The sequence below is a fragment of the Amycolatopsis sp. NPDC006131 genome (assembly GCF_040614175.1).
GTDB classification, from domain to species: Bacteria; Actinomycetota; Actinomycetes; order Mycobacteriales; family Pseudonocardiaceae; genus Amycolatopsis_E; species Amycolatopsis_E tucumanensis.
In genome coordinates, this window is the sequence record NZ_JBEXTX010000074.1 from 18,774 (window position 1) to 41,532 (window position 22,759).

Below are 22,759 nucleotides of genomic sequence, written 5' to 3' on the forward strand. Positions count from 1 at the left end.
ACTCCACCTGACTACAACATCATGCAACCATATACGGGTGGAGACAACCACCGGCCCCAGATCACCGATCCGCTGCGCGATCTACCTGCGGATTTCCCTCGACGCGACCGGCGAGCAGTTGGCGATCCAGCGGCAGCGGGAGGACTGCCAGCGGATCGCCGAACAGCGCGGCTGGCAGATCGTCGCTGAGTTCGTCGACAACTCGGTGAGCGCGTCCGACCGGCGTCGCGCGCGCCCGGGATACGACCGGTTGGTGGAGGCGTACCAGGCGGGGCAGTTCGACGCGCTGGTGTGCTGGGACCTGGACCGTCTGACGCGGCAGCCTCGCCAGCTCGAAGACTGGATCGAGGCCGCCGAGGAACGCGGCTTGCTGCTGGTCACCGCCAATGGCGAAGCGGATCTCTCCACGGACGCGGGCCAACTCTTCGCCCGGATCAAGGCGAGCGTTGCCCGGAGCGAGGTCCAGCGCAAGGCGGCCCGGCAGCGACGTGCGGCAGCCCAGCGGGCTGAGATGGGGAAACCGCCCCTCGGAGTGCGGCTCACCGGCTACACCGTGTCCGGTGAGCTGATCGGTGAGGAAGCCAAGATCGTCCGCAAGGTGTTCGACCGGTTCGCGGCAGGGGATTCCCTGCGCTCGCTGGCGGCATGGCTCACCGAGAGCGGCGTGCCGACGCGGCGCGGCCAGGCGTGGAACCCGTCCAGCGTCCGCACGATGCTCACGAACCCCCGCTACGCCGGACGCGCGGTGTATCAGGGCCGCGAAATCGGCAAGCGCGGGACCTGGGAGGCGATCGTGCCTGACGACACGTTCGCGGTGGTCCAGGCTCGGCTGGCCGATCCTCGGCGGAGAACGAACGGCTACGGCACCGACCGGAAGCACCTCGGCGCCGGGTTGTACCGGTGCGGCGTGTGCGAGTCGCCGGTGGTGTCGTGGTCGGGCAACCGGTACCGCTGTCCAAGCGGGTGCATCACCCGGGCGCAGCGAGGCATCGATACGTTCGTGACGGATCACATCCGGGCGCGGCTGGGCGCCCCGGACCTCGCCGACCTGCTGCCACTGGGAGAGTCCGGTGAAGCCACGGAGGCACAGGAGGAAGTGGCCCGGTTGCGAGCCCGCCTGGACCGCATCGGCGAGGACTACGACAGCGGTCTAATCGATGGCCGCCGGTACCAGGTCGCGACGGCCAAGGTTCAGGCCGAACTCGTAGGAGCCGAGGCCGCTTTGGCGCGCCTGTCGGTTAACACGGGCGCGGCATCGCTGCTGCTCGCTGCTGACCCAGTAGCGGCGTTCGAGGCTTCACCGCTGATGATCCGCCGGAACGTCATCGACATGCTGGCGATGGTGTTCCTGCTTCCAGCGCCACGCGGGCGCCGCACGTTCGATGAGGACTCCGTGGTGATGCTGTGGCGGAAGTCTCTGGCCGCATGAGAAACGGCCGCCAGGGGCGGGAGAAGACCCCTGACGGCCGTTTGTGCGAGGCCTACACAGCGATCGGGGCCTGGGCCTCGCCGGTCGGCGCGAGGTTCTGGAACACCACGCGCAGGGACTCCACACCGACGAACGCGGCGGCCTCGAACGTCTCCACGAACGTCTGGAACCGGTTCCGGGCGTTCAGCTCGCTGTCCCGCACCACGCCGAGATCCAGGCGCCCACCGTCGAGGTACAGCCAGTCGCCGGTCCGGAACAGGGCCGTGTCTACCGAGGTCGGCCACGCGGGGAGGGGCTGGCCGGCAAGCGCAGCGGGGAACGACTGCGCCGGGATCGTCAGGGCGCCCACGGTCTGCTGAGGCAGGCCGTCCAGGTGCCACACCGGCGTGACGTGCCGGACCGCGAACCACCGCTCGATCTCCGCATCAGCCTCGGCGAGAGCCTGCGCGGTGTCGGCGCTGGCCTGCTGGCGGACGATGTCGGCGCGGATCTCGTCGCGCAGCCACACCGGCGCGATCCAGGTCAGCGGCGGCTGGACCGCCAAGCGGCGGCGACTGCGGTAGTAGCTCACGGCCTGATCGAGACCGGCGAGGAGGTCCCGGGCCGCGCCCAGCCGCTTCGGGACGGTCACCAGCGTGGACCCGGCCAGGATGTCGGCCAGCAGCTCGTTCTCGGCGACGCGGGCAGCCGCGATCAGGCTCGTTTCCACGGCGGCCTGCGCGTACTCCCTGTCGAACCGTGCCATGAAGTTCGCCAACTCCAGCACGGAGTAGATCGCCCGTACCGCGACCGTCTCCACGGGCGGGCAGTCGAACTGCTGGACCGTCTTGCGCGCGCCGTCGGGTGCGTCGGCGGCCACATCGTCGTCCACGGTCCACACGCCAGCCGTCAGGTTGCTGGCATCGATCACCCGGCGGAACTCGATACCACCGTGCTCAGCCTGGAACCGGTTCAGCGCGTCCCTGACGGGTCGATCAGCCACGCCCACCACCGGGATGTCGTAGACCGTCTCCAGAGGCGCACAGAGGCCACCAGCGGCGGTCAGCGCATCCAGGGAACGCGTGGCGTCGATCCTCGGCATGATGCCTGCGGAGGGCACGCCGGTCTGGAGCGTCCGCGCTTCCGGATAGGTGGTGTTCACCCGCATCAGCACCTTGCTGCTCGCCGCCGGAGCGCCTGCGGTGCGCTGGAGGGCGTCCGCAACGTGCTCCACGAGCCGATCCGCGCTCTTGACAGTGCCCTGGCCGGGGATGATCACCTCCGCGCGGATGGGCGTCTGGGCGGCCTCCAGGCGTGCCTTCTGGGCGAGCACCTCGCGTTTGGTAGCCGCCAACTGCTCCAGCGACCGCACCGCCTCCTCGGTGTACTGCCCTCGGTACTTGGCCGCCGATCGAGCGAGGTTTGCCAGCACCTCGTCAGCCTGCTTGAAAGTCGTCACCCGCATTGGGTGTGCCTCCTAGGTAGGGGTTCCGTGGACTCCCCAGCCGGGCTAGGCCTCCGGCGCTGTGTCTGTCCATTCGAGGTGAGCCGGGCTAGGCCCTGCGCGCACGCACCCACTGTCGGCCCTACGCGCGATGGACGCGAACAGCACGCCCCCGACTATCTGTCGTGCTGCACGGATCACACTACGAACGCGATCGCGTTTTCCCTGGTCACACAACATGTTTACCCCCCGAAATGGGGTAAAAATCTTGTGCCACAAGGGATACCCGGAGAACGACGGTTGCTGGCCGCGTCCAACCGATGGAAGGATCAAGGCCGTCCGAAGTAAACAAGCGCACCGGAACGACTGAACAAGGAGAATCCACCGCGCACCGACTGGGCCGGGACACCGGCCCGTGAGGGAGGTGCGGTCTCCTTGACCGTCCGTGGTGATAGCAGCACGATCCACCACCTGCGCGCCCGTGTAGCGAACGCGAAGCGGTGGAACCAGCCGGACGCGGAGGATCTCCAGCGTGAACTCCGCGCGGCGATCCTCCAGAGGCACATCACCGATGCCTTGGCGACGTGGCCGCCGCTGACTGACGAGCAGCGCGCCCGCCTGGCAGCCCTGCTTTCCCCCTCGACGGGGGGTGAAATCCGGTGAAGACAAGGGAAAGCCGCCCCGGGGGCAACGGGGCGGCCACGGAAACCCTTGCTGGGAGGACGTTTCCTACCGCCGATTCTACCCCGCCTGCGGGGGATTCTGGTAGCCGCCTGCCGTTCGTCCAGGTGCCGGAGTGGGTGCTTTCGGCTCCGATCTCGACCCAGGCCGTGCGCCTCTACTGCGTTCTCATGTCCCATGTAAACCGCACAAGGAAGCTCGAAGACGGTTCCCCTGACCGGCGAGTGTGGGCGTCGCAAGAGCGCCTCGCGACGATGATGCGCCTCGCGAAGCGGAACAACATCGGCAAGTGGATGCGCGAGCTGGAGAAGATCGGCGCGGTCTCGGTGGCGAAGGTGAGGACGCGGCACGGCCTTCACAACGAGTACACGCTTGCGGAGAACCCGCCCACCGGCCTCCAGTGGCCGACCCACCTGCGGGACTTGGTCCCCGGCGACGGTACGTCCCCGAAGGGGGACGTCCCCGAACAGGGACATGCCCCCGTAACCGGGCCTACAGGGGCTGCGCCCGATCGGGGTGTGTCCCCGAACGGGGACACGGGGTCGCCCCTGAACGAGGACATGGGTCGGTCCCCGAATGGGGACAAGAACCATACGAACTACAACCACACCAAGGAGGACCACACCAACTTCTCCCCCCTCCGCCCCCCGCTGGGGGGAACGCGCTCCACCGGCCGCGCGGCCTCCCCCACGCCTCCGGCGCGGGGCGGCGCCAGCGACCCCGTCGGCGATTCCCCCGAGGAAGGCCGCGACGCCTACGACTGGGCGGACGAGCTGGCCGACAGCGAGGCCAACGCCCCGTCGGTGCCGTCCCCGACGAAAGAGGCTGAGGACGAGCACGAGGCGAGTCGGGAGCCCAGTACGGACACCGTGCCGTCCCCGGCCGGAAAGAGGGCTGAGGACGCCGAGGACACCCGTTCCGGGCCGGAGTGGACGGACATCCCGGACCCGGAGCGTTGGGCAGCTGAGGCGTACGACAGGGTCCCGGACGTGTACCGCCGCTTCCAGGTTCCTAGCGCGAAGACCCTGGCGCAGTGGGCTCGCCGCGCCAACAAGGGCTCCCCCGAGATGCAGGCCAAGCTCCGGGCGATGGAGCTGGTGCCGTGATGACTGACCGCGTCCGCGCCGACATCGCCGAGACCGTCCGCACCGGCCTCGCCGCCCTCGCCGAGATCACGGCCCACTACCCCGAAGCGCTTCCGGCCCTCGCCGAGCAGGCCCGGCAGATCACCGCACAGACAGGAGACCGTCATGCCGAAGTCCACCCGTGAACTCGTCCTCGCGCCGTTCCCCGGCCTGATGACCTACCAGGAGGCTGTGGCTCAGGCGCAGTGCCCGGACTGCGTCAGCACCGTGGAGCCGCACACGGGCGACCACGACGGCCCCGGCGTGGTGTTCGCGGTGCGCCACGACCCGATGTGCGTCCACGGCCGCAAGCTGGACCTCCAGCGGCGGAAGGCCCGCGCCAAGCACAAGGCGGACAAGGCCAAGCGCACGGCCGCGAAGAAGGCCAGGAAGGCAGCCGGCCAGTGACGGCCCCGACCGCACCATGACCCACCACGACCCACAGCCGGAGCGCACCGAGCTGGTGCGCGACCTCGACGCACCGGGGTGCCCGATCGTGGCACGGCGCGTCATCGACACCGAGATACAGCAACTGCTGGCGGTGATCGCAACGGACACGGACCTGGACGACCTGGTGGGGCTGCTCGCCGACGGTTCACCCCCCGACGTGGGGTGACTCCGCGGACTGCCACGACCAGAGTGGGCGACAGGCGTGCGGCAGCCCCCAACCCCGCCCCGGTCCCAGCATGAGCAGCGCGAATGAGGTTTACCCCCGCAGTGGCGCAACGTGGCAGGCGTGTGGTTTGCACGGTCACCGCTCAGCCGCACTCCTAACCACCGATATGTTTCCATATCGTGGGTTAGGATCACTGTCATGACCGGTGCTGAACTCGCCCCTGCCACTCCTCGTCTCGCCGAACTGGAGCGCGCGGCGGCTGACTACGTGGCAACGCAACGGCCGCGCAACACGATCCGCGCGTACGCCGCCGATTGGCGGGCCTGGCAGGAGTACACGGCGGAGATCGGCATCCCCGAATCCAGCGACACCGCCGGGGCGCTGGTCGGCTTCGTGGCGTGGTTGGAGAACAGGGGCGCGGCGCCCAGCACGATCGACCGTCGGTTGGGCGGTGTCGTGGTGGGCCTCCGAGCACGCGGGGCCAATCCCCCCAAGGCCGCGTCCGAATCGGCCCGTGCGGCCCTGAACGGCTACCGACGGCGCCTCGCCGAGGCTGGCGAGAAGCGGGGACGCGGGCAGGCACCAGCCCTCACCGTGAAAGACCTGCGCACCATCTGCGCTGCCTGTCCGGACACGCTGGCGGGTATCCGGGACCGCGCGCTGGTGCTGCTGGCGTTCGGCATCGCGGGGCGTCGGTCCGAGGTGGCGAGCTTGCTCGTGAGCGACATCGTGGACCAGCCGGAGGGTCTTGTGGTCACCGTGCGGTTCGGCAAGACGGGCGCGCGGACGGTGGCCGTTCCGTACGGCAGCCACGAGGGCACGTGCCCGGTGCGTGCGTGGCGTCGCTGGCGCACCGTGGCGGGCCTGGTCGACGGCCCGGCGTTCCGCCGGATCAACCGGCACGACCAGCTCCAGGACGGAGGCCTGAGTGGGCAGGCGGTCGGCGAGGTCATCAACCGCGCCGCTGCCCGTGCGGGCCTGACGGTGCGCTACACGGGGCACAGTGCGCGCGCGGGGCTGGCAACGGAGGCGCGGCGTGCAGGGCACGACGCCAAGACCATCGCCGCGCAGGGCGGCTGGTCGCCCACGTCCGCCGTCCTGCACGGGTACATGCGCGTGGTCGACCAGTGGGCCGACAACGCTGTGGCTGGGATCGGTCTCTGATGGGCTCCACGCTGCCGCCCCTGCCGCCCGAGCCGTACGACGATCCACGGTTTGAGATCGGCCGAGAGTATCCCGGCGGCGTCGAGGCCCGCGAGCGCGACTACGAGGCTGCGAACGACGAATACGAGCGGATCTGGCACCTGCACGCGCTGGCCGGACGGTTCGGCAAGCACGACCAGTACTACGCCCATCGGACCGAGGTACACCGCGCGGTGGAGGGCTTGGCGGAGGAGGTCGGACACGACACGCGCACGATCTCGCTGTGGCTGGTCAAGGAGCACGGGTTCCCATGGCGGGACGACTGCGAGTTGACAGACCTCCAGCAGATGCTGGCCTTCCTAGCGGACCCGGCGAACAGGGCGGAAGCGAGGTCCATACCGCCTGCCCCACCTCCACGAAGGCCCGGCATCATCCCGCCGCTGCCGGAGTCGCAGTGATCACCGAAGGGACCGTGCGCTTTGAGTGGCGGGCGGCCGGACCGATCACGCTCGACGCCAACCGTTTCCTCGTGCTGCCGCCCCTGCCTTCCGCGCCGGGCGTCTACCGGGTATCCCTGACAGGCCGGGCCGGGCAACACCTTCCCGAGGTGTACATCGGTGAGGGTGGCTCGCTCAGGTCCCGCTTGGCCAACTACCGGCGGCCCAGCACGAAGTACACCGCCGGGCACAACCACGACCTGTGGGTTTCGCACCTGGCGCGCGGGGGCGTTATGCACCTGGAGGTCATCGAGTCAGCCGAGATTGTGGTGGGTTCCCAACCCCGCCCCTTGCCACTGATGCGCACATCTGCCCGCGTCCTGGTAGAGACCACCGCCCTCGCCTTGGAGTATCTGGCTGGCACGACCGTCGTCCTTAACCGCGACGCTGGCGCGGATGAGTTTCCATGAGGGGCGACGAGGCGCAGGTCGTCCAAGCGTTCTGCGCGTGGCTGACGGCTGCGGGGTGGACCGTTCGCACAGAGGTCAACCACGTTGATGTCGTGGCCGACCGGGACGGTGACCGGCTGTACGCCGAGGCCAAGGGCAAGACCTCAGCACCGGGCCTGGACGTGAATACCGCGATCGGGCAGCTCCTCGCCCGAATGCCGACCAGCGACGATCCGGCGGCCCGCTATGCGCTCGTCGTCCGGGACGAGCCCCGATCAGTCCGGGCGGCCCAGCGGGTCCCTGAGCGGGTGCTGACGCTGCTGCGGATCGATCTCTATGCCGTTGCCGAAGACGGCGCCGTGCGCGAGCTACAGGGCCGCTGCTGATGCGTGATCAGCGCGCGTCCTTGTTGGACGCCCAGCGCCACGCCACCCGAGCGCCGCGTCCGGCAGCCTTGGTCCCGCGCCAAAGCTGCCGGGCCGCCCACACGATGCCCCGGCCGACCCGGCTGGGTTCCGGCTCCACGCGGATCGTCGGCTGTTTCACGCCGCTGTAGCGCTCCACGTTGATGACGCTGTTGCGCGGGAACGGTTTGGCCGCTTCCTGGGCAGTGCGGGCCTCGACGATGTGCCGCACCGGCTCCTCATCCCAAGGCGGCGGGCGGACCGTCACACGGAACAGCTTGTAGTCGTCGTTCGGCACGGCCGGACAGTAGCGGTTCACCCCCCGCCGGGGGGTTGGAGGCCCGGCCGGTGCGAGGCGTCGGGGATCTCGGGGGAGGCATCCCGCACCGGCCGGGGGGCGGCAGCCTGCGAACGACGCGAGCGGAGCAGGCACGCCGTGCACGGCATCCCGGCCGGACCGTCCAGCCACTCCAGGTCCCCGGACCAGAACACCTCGCCACAGTAGGCCGTCAGGGTGTCGGGGTACCGGCCCCTGGAGGGGAACAGGTGCGCCACCCGCCTCGCCTCTCCGACAACGCCGGGCAGCGGTCGGCCGATCAGCAGGCGGACCGTCATCGAGCGGTCCGCTCGCGGTTCGTCAGGCTCATGATCATCAGCCTGGCGCCGGAGCGGCCACGGAAGTTGCCTGCGTGGCAAACACCCGAACGGACTACACGGGCAGACCGGCCCGGTACGCCAGCCCGCGCAGCTCCCGGCCGACAGCGTCACGCTTGGCCTTGGCGACCAGTTCCGCCACGACGGACAGCGTGAACGGGTGCCGCCGGACGTGCTCCGGCGAGATCTCCTCGGCCCGGCGCAGCATCATCACGGCGGTGTCCCGCTGACGCGGCAGACGCGCCAGGGCGCGGCCTCTGTCGCGCCAGTACACGGCCTGTCGCGCGCGGACGGTCAGGGCGTCGGGGTTCACGGTCTCGGCGATCTTGGCGGCCTCGGCGTGCTCGCCCGCCTCCAGTGCGCCTTGCATCCGCCACACGCCCACGTTGGACGGCCCGAACCCGAACCCCATGACGTTGGTCTCGCCGGTGCGCTCGGCCAGCTCGGCGGCGTGCTCCAGCGCGGCGGCCCGTTCGGCGGCGTCTTTCTGCGCCGAGGCCACCAGCGACGACGCCAGTGCGAGTGAGCCGGCCAGTTGCAGGTCCTCCGTCGTGACCAGCGGTAGTTCCACGGCGGCGAGGGTCCGCGCGGCGAGGTCGAACGCTCCGGCCGCCAGCAGGCCCATCGACGTCCCGTAGGCGCCGATCGCGAGCGGCACCGGCTCGTCCAGCTCCTCGGCGGCCTGCCGGGCGAGCGTCGCGGCCTGCCACGCCAGGTCCATCGGGGCGCCGACCATCGCCAGCCACGCCTGGGTGCCCTGCATGTGGGCCAGCGTCAGCAGGTGCAGCACCTCGCGTTCGTGGCGGTTGGCGTTGCGGGTGGTGTGCAGGTCCCGGATCAGCGCGGGCAGCAGCGCGCCCACGGCGTCGGCCTGGGCGTCGTTGATCGCGGACACCACCCCGCCGACGCGGGCGCGGAGCTGTTCGACCGGTTGGACCTCGCCGCGTGGCTCGTTCAGGCTGACCGCCAGCAGAGCAAGGCGGACCTCCGACAGCGCCCGGTCCTCTTCGGCCTCGCGGGGTGCGGTGATCGCGGCGCCGGTGATCTCGCTGGGCGCGACCTCCAGCGCGCTCGCCAGCGCCACGATCAGCGATCGGCGGTCAAGGGCGCGTTCTCCGGACTCCAGGCGGGACAGGTACGACGGGGAGATGCCAGCAAGGCCCGCCACCACGGCGAGGGACTTCCCCCGCGCGTGGCGGATCTGCCGGAGCGTGTTTCCGGTCGAGGCCACGACACCAGGGTAAGCCCCTCGGCGGGGGGTTTTCCGGTGATCGTCAGGGAGCGCAGGTCACCGGGCTGTCGGCGGGCGGCGTCGCCGACTCGGCAGCGGCGAGTCCGATCACGAACGACACCGCGCACCCGACCAGCGCCCATCCCAGCCACCGCAGGGGCCGGAATTCGCGGCTGTGGTTGACCGTGCTCGGGGACATTGCTCCTCCAGTGGTTGTGCGGACCTCAACCGGCGGGCGCCGGGGAGTTGGGAAACGGGGTCTGTGCGGGCCTGTGCGGAGTGTTCGGCGCCGGTCGGCACAAGGTTCATCGGCTGGCCGTGATCGGAGCTGTCCGGGCAGCTCAGCGCCCGTTTCGGCGCACTCCGCGGCTCCGCACACACCCCGGGCAGGGTCCGCACAACGGTGTGCGGACCCCTGTGCGGACCTCAGCCGTCGTAGTGGGCCACCACGGCGGCCCGGATGTCGGCGAGGTTCACCACCGCGACGGGGTGCGGTGAGCCGTTGATGCGCTGCCGAGGCGGGGTCGGCGCGGGCACGCCCAACCGCCGGAGCGCCTGCCCCAGATCCTTGGCCTCCCAGCCGATCCGGCCCGCCAGATCCGCCGTCGCCACCAGGCCGTCCTCGTCGTCGTCGATCGCGTCGACCAGGGCGCCCAGCGGCTCCGGCAAGTCGTCGTCCACCACCTCGGCGTCCAGGATGTCCACGGACGCGGGAACGGTGGCCGGTTCCACCCGGGCAGCCTCTTCGATGCGGGCCGCCACGTGCGCCGGGAGGTCGCCCACCGCGCGGTCCCCGGCCGCGTCGCCGGTCAGGGTTCCGGCGTCCTCGCGCAGCGCCCGGCCGCGTTCACACGCCGCGCGGATGTCCTTGATCGGCAGCAGGTGGGTCTTCACGGTGACGGCCTCGCCCGCGTCGAGGTCGGTTTCGCCGTCCGCGCCGCGCAGCAGCCCCACACCCTTGTGGCTGGTCAGCAGCTTGGACGCGTCCATACCCGCCTTGTAGGTGCCCGCGCCGAGGATGGTTTCGGACGCCTGCCACGTCATGACCTTGAGTGCGAACCGGGTGCCCAACTGGCCGCGCAGCTTGTCCGGGATCACCGCGCTGTCCGGCTTCTGCGTCGCCAGCACCAGCGAATACCCGGCGGCCGGTCCGGTCTTGGCGATGAACGTCAGCAGCTCCAGCACCCGCTGGCCCCGCTTCTTGCCCTTGGGGTTGCCGGGGTCCACCGGGGTGTCGTCTTCCAGGTAGTTCTGGATCTCGTCGATACCGATCACCGTCAGCGGCATCCCGTAGCGAGGGTTGCGGGTGATCTCGGGCGTGACCTTGGATTCCGGGCACACCTCGTCGTCCATGTCGGCCAGCCGAGAGAACCGGTCCTCCACGTCGGCGGCGGCTTCCTCCAGCACCGCGATCAGCCGCACCACCGAATCGGCCCGGGCATCGCGGATGTACCGGTGCGCCACCAGCTCGTACGGCCGGTGATCCTTGCCGCCCTTGCCGTCGGCGACGATCAACCGCACGTGTGGGTCCAGCGCGGCGGCTGTCAGCGGCAGCCGCATCACGTACGTCTTGCCCATGCGGGGGATCGCGCCGACCAGCAGCGACGTCCACACCACCGGCAGCGCCACCGCCGTCCCACGCGCCGTGGTGCCGAACGGCGGGGGCCGCCACAGGTCCCAGCTCTCCGCCTTGGCGAGCGGCGATTCCACCGGTGGCGCGGCGTACGGGTCGCTGTCGCCCACCCACAGCGCCAGCCGTCCGGCGTGGCCGTCGTCCCCGCGTACCCGCTCCAGGATCAGGCGCGACTCGTCCACGGCGAGGGCGCTTGCGAGGTCTTCCCGGTGCGCCACAGCCTGCGAAGCGCGGCGGGACGCGGGCAGGTCCACCACCACGTACCACCCGGAGCCGTCACGCTTGGGCAGCCGGACGAACTGCAACCCGTCGTCCTTGCCGATGACCTTGGCCGCGCGGAATGCCTCTACCAGGTGATCCCCGTCCATCGCCCACGCCAGCGTCCGGGCGCCCACGACCGCCTTGCGGCCCCCGGCGCCGTCCTTGCGGCGTCCGGCGATCGCGAGGGCAGCGGAGGCCGCCCCTCCGGCCAGCAGCACCGGGGCGGACCCGACGGCCAGGCCGACGACACCGGAGCCGACCCCGAGCACGCCCAGCGTCACCAGCGTGATGATGGCCCGCCGACGCCGCAGGGCCGCGATCTCCAGCCACTTGTCCGCCAGCTTGTCCCCCGCCTTGGCGGCCTCGTAGAAGTCGCTCACCCGGACCCAGCCCCACCATGCACGGACGACGATCACCAGGCCCCGGCCCACTGCGCGGGGATAGCGCACAGGCGCCAGGGCAAACTGGCCGGCAAGCGCTCCCGCGACCTGGCGCCTGGACTCGGGCGTCTGCCACTGGACCGGCAGCCGGGACCGGGCCGTCTCCGTCAGGCGGCGTGCCTTGGACCGGCGGTACTCCTCTTCGGTCAGCAGCTCCCCCGTCAGCACCTCAGGGGCCAGCTCCACCGCGTTCTGGCTCATCGCGCACCCCCGTCCGTGCCGGTCGAGACAAGGCGCACGGGTTCGTTCAGGGCAGCCAGCAGCCGCTGTGCACGGCCGGTACCGACGCCCAACGCGGTACGGGTCCGACCGACCGACGGAGGCCCGCCAAGCTCGTCGGCGAGGGCGCGGAGCCGCGTCATCAGTTCCGCGTCCGTGTGACCCGCCGGAACGGGACGGGGACGGCGGGGCCCCTGGTCACGACCGGTACGGGCAGGTTCAGGGGCCGGAACTGGCTCCGGCGCGGCCACGGTCGGCGGCACCTCGGCGACGGGTTCCGGTACGGGGACCTCGACCGGCGCCGGTACGGCCGCCGGGACCTCCGGAACCGCGTCGGCGGGACGACCGGTCACCAGTGCCGACAGGTGCGCCACCGCGCCCAGAACGGCGGGCGGAACGGACGCCACCGCCACCACCGCCCACCACGGCGGGAGGATGCCGTACGCGGCCAGCGCGTGATCCGCACCGTTGCCCGCGACGGACAGGACGATCATCGCCAGCGCCAGCGCCCGGGCGAACCGGCGCGCTTCGGCGGGCGTCTCGCCTGACAGCCACAGCCGCGTGGCGACGACGGCGGCAGCGTCGATGCACACCGGCAGCAGCCACGCCAGGCCCGTCGGCGTGCCGCACACGATCGCCAGGTGCCGCAGGGACGCGAACGACAGCACGGCCGCCGCCAGCGCCACCACAGCCAGGCCGCCCCAGTTGATCCAAGCGCGCGTCATCGGGCACCCCCGATCCGGCTGGGGTGGCAACGCGGGCACGGCGTGCACCGGTCGTCGGCGTCCCACACCACGCGGGCGCTCACGGGGTCCGACTCGCGGGCGTCGCACTGGCCGCACACCGGCGGCAGCGGCGAGCGCGCCGTTTCGGGCGCGCGCTCGCGCGCGGGACGGTTCCTGGAAGGGTTATAGGACGGTTCGGGTGTCGTGGTGACACCCCGTTCCCCTGCGGATGACACCCCGTTCGGCGCGGATGACACCTCGTCGAGGTCAGCGGGATGGCGTGGTGACACCCCGTTCGGAGGGTTATCCACACCCCCCAGCGACAACTGGAGGTCCCATCCCTGCGGGCGCCGGTCGGCCCGCTTGATGTGGGCGGCCACAATCGCGGGGTCGGACGGGGTGATCAGCCCCAGGGCCTCCAACCGGTCCAGGCTGCGCCGGACGGTGCTCTCACTCAGCCGCGTGTACCGCGTCAGCGTCGCGGCGGACGGGAACGCGTTGCGCCCCCAGGGATCGGCGTGGTTCGCCAAGCCGATCAACACCACGGCGAGGCTGGACGCGTCCTTGCGGCAGGTCGGGATGGGTGCGCGGTTCAGCGCCCAGGAGATCGCCTCGATGCTCACAGGGCAACGCCCCCACCAGGGCAGGGGGTAGTGTCACGCATGGGTCGGACCTCGCTTCCGGCCTAGGCCCCGTGCGTGGTGACGCAACCACCCGCCGGGGCCGACTCGCGTCGAGGTCCGCTTGGCTAGTGCTTAGACGTTGGTGCGAAGCGGAACTCGACCACGTCGCCGTCGGCCATGATGTAGTCCTTGCCTTCCATCCGGACCTTGCCCGCGGAGCGCGCGGCGGCCATCGAGCCGGCTTCGACGAGGTCGTCGTAGGACACGACCTCCGCCTTGATGAAGCCCCGCTCGAAGTCGGTGTGGATGACGCCCGCGGCCTGGGGCGCGGTGGCGCCCTGCGGGATCGTCCACGCGCGGGACTCCTTCGGGCCCGCCGTGAGGTAGGTCTGCAGCCCGAGCGTGTGGAACCCGGCGCGGGCCAGCGCGTGCAGGCCGGGCTCGGTCTGGCCGACCGACTCCAGCAGCTCGCGCACCGACTCCTCGTCGTCGAGTTCGAGCAGCTCGGCCTCGACCTTCGCGTCCAGGAACACGGCGTCGGCGGGGGCGACCAGCTTCGTCAGCTCCTCGCGCTTCGCCTGGTCGGTCAGCACACCCTCGTCGGCGTTGAAGACGTACAGGAACGGCTTCAGGGTGAGCAGGCTCAGCTCACGCAGCAGCGCGGTGTCGACCTCCTTCTGCGCGGAGAACAATGTCCGTCCGCTGTCGAGGATGTCCTTCGCCTTCTGCGCGGCTTCCAGCGCGGGCCGGTTCTCCTTCTTCGTCCGGGCTTCCTTCTCCAGCCGCGGCAGCGCCTTCTCCAGCGTCTGCAGGTCGGCGAGGATCAGCTCGGTGTTGATCGTCTCGATGTCCGACGACGGGTCCACCCGGCCGTCGACGTGCACCACGTCCGGGTCGTCGAACACGCGGATGACCTGGCAGATCGCGTTGGCCTCACGGATGTTCGCGAGGAACTTGTTGCCGAGGCCGGCGCCCTCGGACGCGCCCTTGACGATGCCTGCGATGTCCACAAAGGACACCGTGGCCGGCACGGTGCGGGCGGAGCTGAACATCTCGGCGAGCTTGTCCAGACGCTCGTCGGGCAGCGGCACGACGCCGACGTTCGGCTCAATGGTGGCGAACGGGTAGTTCGCGGCGAGCACGTCGTTGCGGGTCAGCGCGTTGAACAGGGTCGACTTGCCGACGTTGGGCAGGCCGACGATACCGAGGGTCAGACTCACGGCCCGAAGTCTACGGGGCGGGCCCACCACCCGGCCCGGCCGCCCGTTCACGGCCATGTCGGAATTCCGCCAGTCAGGCGCCTGACCTGCTGGCAGGATCGAACCCATGACAGCGATCGCCGCACCGGCCGAGCAGGCGCTCTGGCGCGACAACGAGCGGTGCTACCGCGCCGTCGCCTCGCGCGACGCCCGCTTCGACGGCCAGTTCATCACGGCCGTGCGCACGACCGGCATCTACTGCCGGCCGTCCTGCCCGGCGCTCACCCCGCGGCAGGAGAACGTGCGGTTCTACCCGACCGCCGCCGCGGCGCAGGCCGCCGGCTTCCGCGCCTGCCGCCGCTGCCTGCCCGACGCCGTGCCCGGCTCACCCGAGTGGAACGTGCGCGCCGACCTGGCCGCACGGGCCATGCGGCTGATCGCCGACGGCGTCGTCGAGCGCGAGGGCGTGCCCGGCCTGGCCCGCCGCCTCGGCTACTCCGAGCGGCAGCTCGGCCGGGTCCTCACCGCCGAACTCGGCGCGGGACCGCTGGCACTCGCCCGCGCGCACCGGGCGCACTCGGCACGGCTGCTCATCGAGCTGTCCGAGCTGCCGCTGGCCGACGTCGCGTTCGCGGCCGGCTTCGCCAGCGTCCGGCAGTTCAACGACACCATCCGCGAGGTCTTCGCCCGCACCCCGTCGCAGCTGCGCACGGCCGCCGCCGCAGCACGCCGCCGCGCCGGCGCCGCCGAGCCCGAAGCGGGCACGGCCGGGACCAGGCTGTCCCTGCGGCTGCCGTTCCGGCCGCCGTTCGACGCCGCCGGGCTCCTCGGCTTCTTCGCCGCCCGGGCCGTGCCCGGCGTGGAGTCCGTCGACGAGCACAGCTACGCCCGCACCCTCCGGCTCCCGCACGGCGCCGCGACGGTGACGCTGACGCCGCAGGACGGGCACGTGCGCTGCGACCTCCGGCTCGCCGACGTCCGCGACCTCGGCGCGGCCGTCACCCGGGCCCGGCGCCTGCTGGACCTGGACGCCGACCCCGAGGCCGTCGCGCGCGTGCTCGCCGCCGACCCGACACTGGCACCGGCGGTCGCCGCGACCCCGGGCATCCGCGTCCCCGGCGCCGCCGACGGCTTCGAGCTGGTGCTGCGCGCCATGCTCGGCCAGCAGGTCTCGGTCGCCGCCGCGCGCACCGCCGCCGGCCGGCTCACCGCCGCGCTCGGCGAGCCGGTCCCGTGGCAGCCCGACCTCCTGCTGTTCCCCACCGCCGAGGCGGTGGCCGAGCGAGGTCACGAGGTGCTGCGCGGCCCGAAGCGCCGGACCGACGCCATCCTCGGCGCCGCTGCCGCACTCGCGTCCGGAGACGTCGACGTGCACGTCGGACGCGACCCCGCCGAGCTGCGAGCCGAACTCCTCGCCCTCAACGGCATCGGCCCGTGGACCGCCGACTACGTGCTGATGCGCGTCCTCGGCGCTCCCGACGTGCTGCTCACCGGTGACCTCGTCCTCCGCAAGGGCGCGGCCGCCCTCGGCATCGCCGACGACATCCCCGCACTCACCGAACGCGCCCAGGCGTGGCGACCTTGGCGGTCCTACGCCGGCATGTACCTGTGGCGCTCGAGCCAAGCCTGAACCCCGTCAAGGAGAACCGACATGAGCATCGCCCACTGGTCCACGACCGACACCCGGATCGGACCGTTCACCGCCATCGTCGCGAGCGACGGCGCCGTCCTGGCCTCCGGCTGGACCGCCGAACTCGGCGAACTGACTCCCCAGATCTCCCCCTCACTGCGCCCGTCCGACCTCCGCGAGAAGCGCGACCTCGGCGCGGTGAGCACCGCGATCCGCCGCTACCACGACGGCGAACTGGACGCGATCGACGACATCCCCGTGCGCCAGCGGTCCGGCGAGTTCCTGCAGCACGCGTGGGACGTGCTGCGCACGGTGCCCGCCGGCAAGCCGGTCACCTACACCGAGTACGCCACCCTCGCCGGCCGCCCCGCCGCCATCCGCGCCGCAGCGTCGGCCTGCGCCCGCAACGCCGCAGCGCTGTTCGTGCCCTGCCACCGGGTGCTCCGCATCGGTGGCGCGCTGGGCGGCTTCCGCTGGGGCGTGGACGTCAAGCGCTGGCTGCTCGACCACGAAACCCCGTACCGCTCCTGAAGTTCACGCCATCTGCAGCTCCAAACTCGACCCGGTGCGGGACTTGCGCACCCGCAACCGGGTCGGGATCCGCTGCCGCAGCTCCTCCACGTGGGACACCAGGCCGACCACTCGGCCTCCGGCCCGCAACTCGTCGAGGATGTTCATCACCACATCGAGGGTTTCGGAGTCGAGCGTCCCGAAGCCCTCGTCGACGAACAACGTGTCCAGCAGCGAGCCGCCGGTCTCCGCCGCGACCACGTCGGCCAGCCCGAGGGCCAGCGCGAGTGACGCGAGGAACGACTCCCCGCCGGACAGCGTCTTCGCCGGACGGACCGTGCCGGAGAAGTCGTCCAGCACGTCCAGTCCCAGGCCGCCCCTCGTGCCGTGCGATCCGGCCGCATCGGAATGCACGAACGAGTAGCGGCCCTGGCTCATCGTCTGCAACCGCGCCGTCGCGGCGATGGCCACCTCTTCCAGCCGGGCTGCCAGCACGTACGACCGCAGCGACATCTTCCGCGCGTTCTGCCCGCGCCCGTTGACCACGTCGGTCAGCGCGTCGAGCTCGGCGAACTCCTCTTCCAGCGGCCGCAGCCGCTCGGTCGCGGCCGCCAGCCGCTCGGCCAGCGTGCCCAGGGCGTCGGCTTGGGCGGCCGCCGACCGCAGCACAGCCACCGCGGCCTCGGCCCGTTCCCGCGCCGCCTGGGCCTTCGCCCTCGCCGACTCGACGTCCACCTCGTCGTCCGGCCCGACCCCGAACAGCTCGGGCTCGTTCAGCGTGGCCCGCGCCGCTGCCTCTGCCTTCCCGGCGTCAGCCAGCCGTTTCTCCAGATCACGGACCGTCGCCTCGTCACGCGCGGCGGCCCGCATCTCCTCCACGGTCTCGAAACCGGCTCGCCACAGCGCTTCCCGAACCTCAGCGCGCTGACGCTCGAGCTGCTCAGCGGCGCTCGCAGCCGCGGACCGCGCCTCGGCGAGGGCGTCCAGCGCTCGCACGATTCCCGTCAGGTGCGCGCGCCGGGCGGCGACGTCGGGGTGCTCACCTCGCGCCTCCTCCAGGCGCCGGGCGCGTTCGGCGACGCGCTCGGTCAGCGCCCGGTGCTGGGTCTCGGCGGCCGTGGCCGCCTGCAGTTCGGCAGCGCGCTTCTCTTCCAGTTCCCGTTGCTCGGTCTCGGCCGCCTGCACCTGCTTCGCGAGCGGCGCCCGCTGTTTCGCCAGCGCGTCGAGACCCGCGATCTCCCTGCGCAGCAAGGAAAGTTCCTCGGTCAGCTGTGCGCCGTCCCGGCCCCGCAGACGCTCACGCAACGCCGCGAGCTTCGTTTCGGCTTCGTGCTTGGCCGCCTCCGCCGCCTTCCGGCGCCGCTCCGCCCGGCTCTCCGCCTCTTCGGCCGCCTGCTCCTGCTCCGGTGAAACAGCTTCGGGCGCCGCCATGGCCGGAGCCGGGTGGTCAGAGGAACCACACACCGGGCACGGCGAGTCGGACGTCAACCGGGACGCGAGCTCGGCCGCCATCCCGTCGAGCCGCCACCTCCGCAGTTCGAGGAACCGTTCACGCGCCTCCTGGTGCTGGTCGATGGCCTCGCGCGCCGCCGCTCCGGCATCCGCCACGGCGCGCTCGGCCGCGGGCAGGCGTTCCGCGTCCCGGACCGCGGCGACCAGTTCGGACTCGCGCTTGCGGACCTCACCGAGCTTCGCCTCGGCGTCGATCGCGACGTCGAGCCGCCCCCGCAGGTCCCGCACGCGCTCCGGAATGCCCGCCAGCTTCTCCCCGAGCACCTGGACGCGGGCCCTGGCCTCGCTCGCGGCCTCGGCATGGCGCTCGATGTCCCGTCGATCGCGCACCTGCTGCTCGGCCTCGGCCACCAGCCCGGCGAGCGCACCGGCCTCCTCGCGCAGCTTCCCGGACAGCTTGCGCAACTCCGCGGTGTCCGCCTGCGCGTCCGTGAAGCCGGTCGCCACGAGGGCGGCTGCTTTCCGCTCCTCAGCCACGCGGGCTTCGTCCAGCTGTGTCGCGCACCGGTCCGCCTGTGCCGCGACACCCACCACTGCCGCCGCGCGCCTCGCCGCCTCGAGCTCGGCGGCCCAGCGCTTCCGGTCCTCTTCCTGCTCCGCCAGTGCCGCGAGCCGCCGGTGCGCCTCCCGCACCCGGCGCACGCGTTCCGCCGCCGACAGCCGCTCGGCCAGCAGCTCGTCAGCCGATTCGCGCGCCGCCCTGGCACGTTTCTCGTCTTCGCGGGCCTGCTCCACACTGGAGCGGATCCGCTCGCCGGTACGCGCGACCCAGCCCGCGACGTCCTCTTCAGGCACATCCTCCCCAGCCACCTGGGCGAACCGCGCCGTCCACTCGCGCAGGTCCTGGCGCTGCTGGTCGAGTTCGCGCCGCCGGTCCGCCCGCCGCTCCCGGAACCAGCCCTCGACCTCGGCGAACCGCTTCGTGCCGAAAAGCCGCTCCAGCAGCTTCTCGCGCTCGTCGGTGTCCGCGCGCAGGAAGCGGGCGAACTCGCCCTGCGGCAACAGCACGACCTGGAAGAACTGCTCCGCGCTCATCCCGAGCAGGCGCTGGACCGTGCGGCCGACCTCGTCGATCCGCGTCAGGCCCTCGGGGGGCTGGCCGGCGGGCGGCGGACCGACCCACCGGAGCACCGCCTTCGCCTGCTGCGTCGTCGTTCCCTCGCCACGCCGCTTCGGACGCTGGTACTCGGGGCTGCGCTGCAACCGCAGCCGCTGCCCCTGCACGGTCAGTTCGAGCACGACCTCGGTCGGCTCGTCCGGATCCGCCAGGTCGCAGCGCAGGCGCTTGACCTGACCGCGCGCACCGGGAACCGTGCCGAACAACGCGAACGCCACCGCGTCCAGCAGCGTCGTCTTGCCCGCGCCGGTGTCGCCGTGCAGCAGGAAGAGCCCGTCGGCGCCGAGCGCGTCGAAGTCGACGACCTCGCGGGACCGGTACGGTCCGAAGGCCGCCACCTCCAGCCGGTGCAGTCTCATGCCGCGTCCTCCCTGTCCGCCTTCTCCAGGGCCGTCCGGAGCAGCGCGGCTTCACGCTCGTTCGGCGGCGCGCCACGGCAGTCGTCGAGGAAACCGTGCGCGATCTCCTCGTCGGACCGGCCCCGCACCGCCGCGGCGTACCGCAACGCGGCGGACGTCTTACCGTTCTCCGGCTGCCACTCCAGGTGCACGGCGTGCGGGAACCGCTCCCGCAGCAACCGCATCGCGTCCACCGGACGGACGGGATCGGTGAGCGTGACCGACAGGTAGCACTCGGCCAGCTCGTCGTGCGCCGGGTCGGCGAGCAGGTCCGCGAGCCTGCCGGTGATCTTCGCGAGCCGGCGCGGAACCGGCAGCTCGTGCCGCCGCACGCCGGCGAGGCCGGACGCGTCGAGGTCCACGATCCACACTGATTTCCGTTGCTGCGCCTCGGAGAACGAGTAGGCGACCGGGCTGCCCGAGTACCGCAGGTGCTCGGCGAGCGTCTGCGGGCCGTGCAAGTGTCCCAACGCGACGTAGTCTGCGCCGTCGAAGACCGCGCCGGGAACCTGTTCCACACCGCCGATGGCGATGGACCGCTCCGATTCGGTCGGCGCGCCGCCGGTCACGAACGCGTGCGCGAGCACGACCGAGCGGGTTCCCGGCGCGCGATCCGCGAGATCGGCGCGGATGCGGCGCATCGCTTCGGTGAGCACGCCCGTGTGCCCGCGCGCGCCCGTAACGCCGAGCGCGTGCCGCGCCGGTTCCGGCTCCAGGTAAGGGATGCCGTAGAGCGCGACCGGCCCGTGCTCGTCGTCGAGCAGGACCGGGTCGGCGATCCGGTCGATCGTGGTCCGCAGGTGCAGACCGCCCGCGGCGGCGAACTCGCCGAACGCGCCCAGCCGCGGGGCCGAGTCGTGGTTGCCGGAGGTCAGGACGATGTGCGCGCCGGCGTGCCGCAGGCGGCTCAGGGCGCGGTTGGCGACCTGCACCGCCTCCGCGGACGGCACGGCGCGGTCGTAGATGTCGCCCGACACGAGGACGACGTCCACCCCCTCGGCGGCCACCACGTCCGCGAGGTGCGCGAGCACGGCGTCCTGCTCGGCGAGCAGGTCCAGCCCGTGGAAGGTGCGTCCGACGTGCCAGTCGGAGGTGTGCAGGAGTCTCACGTGGCCCAAGTTAGGAGGGGGGTCCGACAGAATCCCGCAGACACACCGCGATGCTTCACCCGAACGTGTGTTCGGAGTGGATCCGCGCGGCCGGGCCCCGTTTTTGTCGGTGCCCTCCGTCATGATGCGGTCACGTTCTCGACGATCAAGAAAGGAGGGCGGCAGTGGCCTCCACCGTGATCAGCACGGCAGCCGTCGCGATCGCTTTGGTCCTGGTCGTGGCGGTCGCCCTGCTGTGGCGGCTCTACGGCGACAGCATGCGCCGCGCGGACGCGGCGGCCCGCCAGGTCGAAGCCGAGCGGTCACGCGTGGATCAGCAGCAGGCCGCGCTGCGCAGGTACGAAGTGGCCTTCGCCTCGATCACCGGCAGGGGCGAACTGGGCGAGCAGGTACTGGCGGAGACCGCGCGGGCGCTGGGGTTGCGCGAGGGGCTGCACTACACACTGCAGACGGACCTGGGTGGCGGTGGATCGGCCAAACCGGACATGGTGCTGCGGGTCGGTGGCGACCGGGCCGTGCCGGTCGACGCGAAGGCGAGCTTGGCCTGCTGGGCGGAAGCGGTCGAGACCGACGATCCGGACGAGCGGATGGACGCGTTGCGGGTCCACGTGCGCAACCTCCGCTCCCGGGCGGCCGAGCTCGCGGGCAAGGGGTACCAGCGCTGGGCCGACGCGATCTACGGCACGGTGATGTTCGTGCCGTCCGACGCGGCTGTGGTGGCGGCGCTGGACACCGATCCCGAACTGCTGCGCTGGATGCTCGACCGGCGAGTGTTCCTGTGCGGACCGACCGGGTTCGCGGTGGTGGCGTCGGCCGCGCTGTTCGCCGCGAGCGACCGGGCGGTGGTGGACGACATCGAGCGGGTGCGGGCCGGCGCGGCGGCCGCGCACCGGGCAGCGGGCAACGCGGTCGAGGCTCTCAACCTCAGCAGCACCCACCTGCAGCGGTTCCTGTCGGCGCGCCGGCGGGAGATGGAGGCGCTCGAAGGGTTCCGGGCAGCCGTGGCGCCACTGTCGGACGCGGCCGCGAGCCCGACCGAGGTGGCGCCCATCCGAAGGGGGGACGAGATAGCCGCGAGCTAGCGAAAAATTCGCGTTACCGGCACGTTGCCAACACGGCCGGACGAGCCGAAACCCCTGATCACGACGGGTTCCTGCAGGGGCGCGCCAGTGGTCTGAACCGCATCCTCGCCGGGATGGGGAGCCAGTGGGGCCGGCTACAGGTTACGGTGTTGCCTCGTGACCGCCATTCCCGATCGCCGGAGCGATTCCGACGCCGACGACATCCCCGTGCCGTGGGATCAGCGTCCCATCGTCGGTGAACGCCGGGGCCTGCCGTGGTGGGGTGCCGTGCTCCTCGCCTTCGGGCTGGCGGTGATCGGCGCGGTCATCGACATGCAGACGCAGAACAAGCTCGGCTGGCTGTTCCAGGGCGCGTACTTCGTCGGCGCGGTGGGCGCGGTGTGCGGTGCGCAGCGACGCAGTCTGTTCGGGCCGATGGTGCAGCCCCCGCTGATTCTGGGGATCACCGTGCCCGGGGTCGTGCTGCTGGTCTCCGGGTTGCCGGACAACAGCGACATGCTGACGAAGGTGCTGGCGGTCGGCACGCCGCTGATCAACGGTTTCCCGACGATGGCGATCACGACGGGCTGCACCCTGGTGCTGGGCATCGTCCGGATCTACCGCGAGCGCGACCCGGACGCGAAGCCGAAGGCCGGCGACGGCAAGCGGCCCACGGACCCGAAGCGGCCCGAAGAAGTCCCGCAAGGCCGCGGAGCCGGACCTGTCCGAGC

24 protein-coding genes are annotated in these 22,759 nt (G+C 71.7%); 14 read left to right on the forward strand and 10 right to left on the reverse strand.

Annotated features, from left to right (window positions below; all coding sequences use genetic code 11):
• Window positions 1-37: 37 nt before the first annotated feature.
• Window positions 38-1,429, forward strand: a complete 1,392-nt coding sequence (locus ABZ215_RS29970) for a recombinase family protein (protein ID WP_354953349.1) — start codon at window positions 38-40, stop codon at window positions 1,427-1,429.
• A gap of 52 nt (window positions 1,430-1,481) precedes the next feature.
• Here ABZ215_RS29970 and ABZ215_RS29975 read toward each other — a convergent pair whose 3' ends face one another.
• On the reverse strand, window positions 1,482-2,873 hold the full coding sequence (locus ABZ215_RS29975; protein ID WP_354953351.1) for a major capsid protein: 1,392 nt from the start codon (window positions 2,871-2,873) through the stop codon (window positions 1,482-1,484).
• Window positions 2,874-3,287: 414 nt separating this feature from the next.
• On the opposite strand from ABZ215_RS29975, the gene ABZ215_RS29980 reads away from it, so the two are divergent.
• The 9 genes from ABZ215_RS29980 to ABZ215_RS30020 all read left to right on the forward strand — a co-directional run bounded on the left by ABZ215_RS29980 (window position 3,288) and on the right by ABZ215_RS30020 (window position 7,688).
• On the forward strand, window positions 3,288-3,515 hold the full coding sequence (locus ABZ215_RS29980; RefSeq protein WP_354953353.1) for a hypothetical protein: 228 nt from the start codon (window positions 3,288-3,290) through the stop codon (window positions 3,513-3,515).
• Window positions 3,516-3,703: 188 nt separating this feature from the next.
• Window positions 3,704-4,639 (forward strand): hypothetical protein, encoded by a 936-nt coding sequence (locus ABZ215_RS29985; protein ID WP_354953355.1) that lies wholly within the window; start codon window positions 3,704-3,706, stop codon window positions 4,637-4,639.
• Window positions 4,639-4,803 carry a hypothetical protein gene (locus ABZ215_RS29990; RefSeq protein WP_354953357.1) on the forward strand — a complete coding sequence of 55 codons (165 nt, stop codon included), beginning with the start codon at window positions 4,639-4,641 and terminating at the stop codon, window positions 4,801-4,803. The genes ABZ215_RS29985 and ABZ215_RS29990 overlap by 1 nt, the downstream gene beginning before the upstream one ends.
• Window positions 4,784-5,065, forward strand: coding sequence for a hypothetical protein (locus ABZ215_RS29995; protein WP_354953359.1), 282 nt, complete (start codon window positions 4,784-4,786; stop codon window positions 5,063-5,065). Before ABZ215_RS29990 ends, ABZ215_RS29995 begins: the two co-directional genes overlap by 20 nt.
• A gap of 16 nt (window positions 5,066-5,081) precedes the next feature.
• Window positions 5,082-5,273: a hypothetical protein gene (locus ABZ215_RS30000; protein WP_354953361.1), complete on the forward strand. Its 192-nt coding sequence runs from the start codon at window positions 5,082-5,084 to the stop codon at window positions 5,271-5,273.
• A 198-nt stretch (window positions 5,274-5,471) separates the two neighbouring features.
• Complete coding sequence (locus ABZ215_RS30005; RefSeq protein ID WP_354953363.1) at window positions 5,472-6,437, forward strand: site-specific integrase; 966 nt, start codon at window positions 5,472-5,474, stop codon at window positions 6,435-6,437.
• Window positions 6,437-6,874, forward strand: a complete 438-nt coding sequence (locus tag ABZ215_RS30010; RefSeq protein ID WP_354953365.1) for a hypothetical protein — start codon at window positions 6,437-6,439, stop codon at window positions 6,872-6,874. The genes ABZ215_RS30005 and ABZ215_RS30010 overlap by 1 nt, the downstream gene beginning before the upstream one ends.
• Window positions 6,871-7,323 carry a hypothetical protein gene (locus ABZ215_RS30015; protein ID WP_354953367.1) on the forward strand — a complete coding sequence of 151 codons (453 nt, stop codon included), beginning with the start codon at window positions 6,871-6,873 and terminating at the stop codon, window positions 7,321-7,323. Before ABZ215_RS30010 ends, ABZ215_RS30015 begins: the two co-directional genes overlap by 4 nt.
• A complete protein-coding gene (locus tag ABZ215_RS30020) occupies window positions 7,320-7,688 on the forward strand; it encodes a hypothetical protein (protein ID WP_354953369.1) in 369 nt (122 codons plus the stop codon). The genes ABZ215_RS30015 and ABZ215_RS30020 overlap by 4 nt, the downstream gene beginning before the upstream one ends.
• Before the next feature lie 7 nt (window positions 7,689-7,695).
• On the opposite strand, the gene ABZ215_RS30025 is transcribed toward ABZ215_RS30020, so the two are convergent.
• From ABZ215_RS30025 to ychF, 7 genes are all read right to left on the reverse strand, one after another.
• Window positions 7,696-8,004, reverse strand: a complete 309-nt coding sequence (locus ABZ215_RS30025; protein ID WP_354953371.1) for a hypothetical protein — start codon at window positions 8,002-8,004, stop codon at window positions 7,696-7,698.
• 411 nt (window positions 8,005-8,415) lie between these two features.
• Window positions 8,416-9,591, reverse strand: coding sequence for a helix-turn-helix transcriptional regulator (locus ABZ215_RS30030; protein ID WP_354953373.1), 1,176 nt, complete (start codon window positions 9,589-9,591; stop codon window positions 8,416-8,418).
• Window positions 9,592-9,634: 43 nt separating this feature from the next.
• Window positions 9,635-9,790 (reverse strand): hypothetical protein, encoded by a 156-nt coding sequence (locus tag ABZ215_RS30035; protein ID WP_354953375.1) that lies wholly within the window; start codon window positions 9,788-9,790, stop codon window positions 9,635-9,637.
• 227 nt (window positions 9,791-10,017) lie between these two features.
• Window positions 10,018-12,126: a cell division protein FtsK gene (locus tag ABZ215_RS30040; protein WP_354953377.1), complete on the reverse strand. Its 2,109-nt coding sequence runs from the start codon at window positions 12,124-12,126 to the stop codon at window positions 10,018-10,020.
• Window positions 12,123-12,869: a DUF2637 domain-containing protein gene (locus ABZ215_RS30045; RefSeq protein WP_354953379.1), complete on the reverse strand. Its 747-nt coding sequence runs from the start codon at window positions 12,867-12,869 to the stop codon at window positions 12,123-12,125. Before ABZ215_RS30045 ends, ABZ215_RS30040 begins: the two co-directional genes overlap by 4 nt.
• Window positions 12,866-13,492, reverse strand: a complete 627-nt coding sequence (locus tag ABZ215_RS30050; RefSeq protein WP_354953381.1) for a helix-turn-helix domain-containing protein — start codon at window positions 13,490-13,492, stop codon at window positions 12,866-12,868. Before ABZ215_RS30050 ends, ABZ215_RS30045 begins: the two co-directional genes overlap by 4 nt.
• Window positions 13,493-13,617: 125 nt before the next feature.
• Window positions 13,618-14,712, reverse strand: coding sequence for a redox-regulated ATPase YchF (gene ychF, locus ABZ215_RS30055; RefSeq protein WP_354708985.1), 1,095 nt, complete (start codon window positions 14,710-14,712; stop codon window positions 13,618-13,620).
• A gap of 106 nt (window positions 14,713-14,818) precedes the next feature.
• On the opposite strand from ychF, the gene ABZ215_RS30060 reads away from it, so the two are divergent.
• The gene (locus ABZ215_RS30060; protein WP_354953383.1) at window positions 14,819-16,321 is read left to right on the forward strand and encodes an AlkA N-terminal domain-containing protein; all 1,503 of its coding nucleotides are present in this window, start codon (window positions 14,819-14,821) and stop codon (window positions 16,319-16,321) included.
• 21 nt (window positions 16,322-16,342) lie between these two features.
• Window positions 16,343-16,852 carry a methylated-DNA--[protein]-cysteine S-methyltransferase gene (locus tag ABZ215_RS30065; protein WP_237336075.1) on the forward strand — a complete coding sequence of 170 codons (510 nt, stop codon included), beginning with the start codon at window positions 16,343-16,345 and terminating at the stop codon, window positions 16,850-16,852.
• Window positions 16,853-16,855: 3 nt separating this feature from the next.
• Here the strand turns inward: ABZ215_RS30065 and ABZ215_RS30070 are convergent, their stop codons facing one another.
• Both ABZ215_RS30070 and ABZ215_RS30075 read right to left on the reverse strand, forming a co-directional pair.
• Window positions 16,856-19,819, reverse strand: coding sequence for an SMC family ATPase (locus ABZ215_RS30070; RefSeq protein WP_354953385.1), 2,964 nt, complete (start codon window positions 19,817-19,819; stop codon window positions 16,856-16,858).
• Window positions 19,816-20,967 carry an exonuclease SbcCD subunit D gene (locus tag ABZ215_RS30075; RefSeq protein ID WP_020422320.1) on the reverse strand — a complete coding sequence of 384 codons (1,152 nt, stop codon included), beginning with the start codon at window positions 20,965-20,967 and terminating at the stop codon, window positions 19,816-19,818. The genes ABZ215_RS30070 and ABZ215_RS30075 overlap by 4 nt, the downstream gene beginning before the upstream one ends.
• A 164-nt stretch (window positions 20,968-21,131) precedes the next feature.
• On the opposite strand from ABZ215_RS30075, the gene rmuC reads away from it, so the two are divergent.
• On the forward strand, window positions 21,132-22,049 hold the full coding sequence (gene rmuC / locus ABZ215_RS30080; protein ID WP_020422321.1) for a DNA recombination protein RmuC: 918 nt from the start codon (window positions 21,132-21,134) through the stop codon (window positions 22,047-22,049).
• A 156-nt stretch (window positions 22,050-22,205) separates the two neighbouring features.
• On the forward strand, window positions 22,206-22,759 hold a 554-nt coding region (locus ABZ215_RS30085), incomplete at its 3' end, for a DUF6542 domain-containing protein (protein WP_354953387.1).

What these genes read in the sequence shown, in the direction of transcription:
- ABZ215_RS29975 (WP_354953351.1), bottom strand. Translation starts at nt 2,873, where the DNA reads ATGCGGGTGACGACTTTCAAGCAGGCTGACGAGGTGCTGGCAAACCTC.
- ABZ215_RS29985 (WP_354953355.1), top strand. Translation starts at nt 3,704, where the DNA reads ATGTCCCATGTAAACCGCACAAGGAAGCTCGAAGACGGTTCCCCTGAC.
- ABZ215_RS29990 (WP_354953357.1), top strand. Translation starts at nt 4,639, where the DNA reads ATGACTGACCGCGTCCGCGCCGACATCGCCGAGACCGTCCGCACCGGC.
- ABZ215_RS29995 (WP_354953359.1), top strand. Translation starts at nt 4,784, where the DNA reads ATGCCGAAGTCCACCCGTGAACTCGTCCTCGCGCCGTTCCCCGGCCTG.
- ABZ215_RS30000 (WP_354953361.1), top strand. Translation starts at nt 5,082, where the DNA reads ATGACCCACCACGACCCACAGCCGGAGCGCACCGAGCTGGTGCGCGAC.
- ABZ215_RS30005 (WP_354953363.1), top strand. Translation starts at nt 5,472, where the DNA reads ATGACCGGTGCTGAACTCGCCCCTGCCACTCCTCGTCTCGCCGAACTG.
- ABZ215_RS30010 (WP_354953365.1), top strand. Translation starts at nt 6,437, where the DNA reads ATGGGCTCCACGCTGCCGCCCCTGCCGCCCGAGCCGTACGACGATCCA.
- ABZ215_RS30020 (WP_354953369.1), top strand. Translation starts at nt 7,320, where the DNA reads ATGAGGGGCGACGAGGCGCAGGTCGTCCAAGCGTTCTGCGCGTGGCTG.
- ABZ215_RS30035 (WP_354953375.1), bottom strand. Translation starts at nt 9,790, where the DNA reads ATGTCCCCGAGCACGGTCAACCACAGCCGCGAATTCCGGCCCCTGCGG.
- ABZ215_RS30040 (WP_354953377.1), bottom strand. Translation starts at nt 12,126, where the DNA reads ATGAGCCAGAACGCGGTGGAGCTGGCCCCTGAGGTGCTGACGGGGGAG.
- ABZ215_RS30045 (WP_354953379.1), bottom strand. Translation starts at nt 12,869, where the DNA reads ATGACGCGCGCTTGGATCAACTGGGGCGGCCTGGCTGTGGTGGCGCTG.
- ABZ215_RS30060 (WP_354953383.1), top strand. Translation starts at nt 14,819, where the DNA reads ATGACAGCGATCGCCGCACCGGCCGAGCAGGCGCTCTGGCGCGACAAC.
- ABZ215_RS30065 (WP_237336075.1), top strand. Translation starts at nt 16,343, where the DNA reads ATGAGCATCGCCCACTGGTCCACGACCGACACCCGGATCGGACCGTTC.
- ABZ215_RS30070 (WP_354953385.1), bottom strand. Translation starts at nt 19,819, where the DNA reads ATGAGACTGCACCGGCTGGAGGTGGCGGCCTTCGGACCGTACCGGTCC.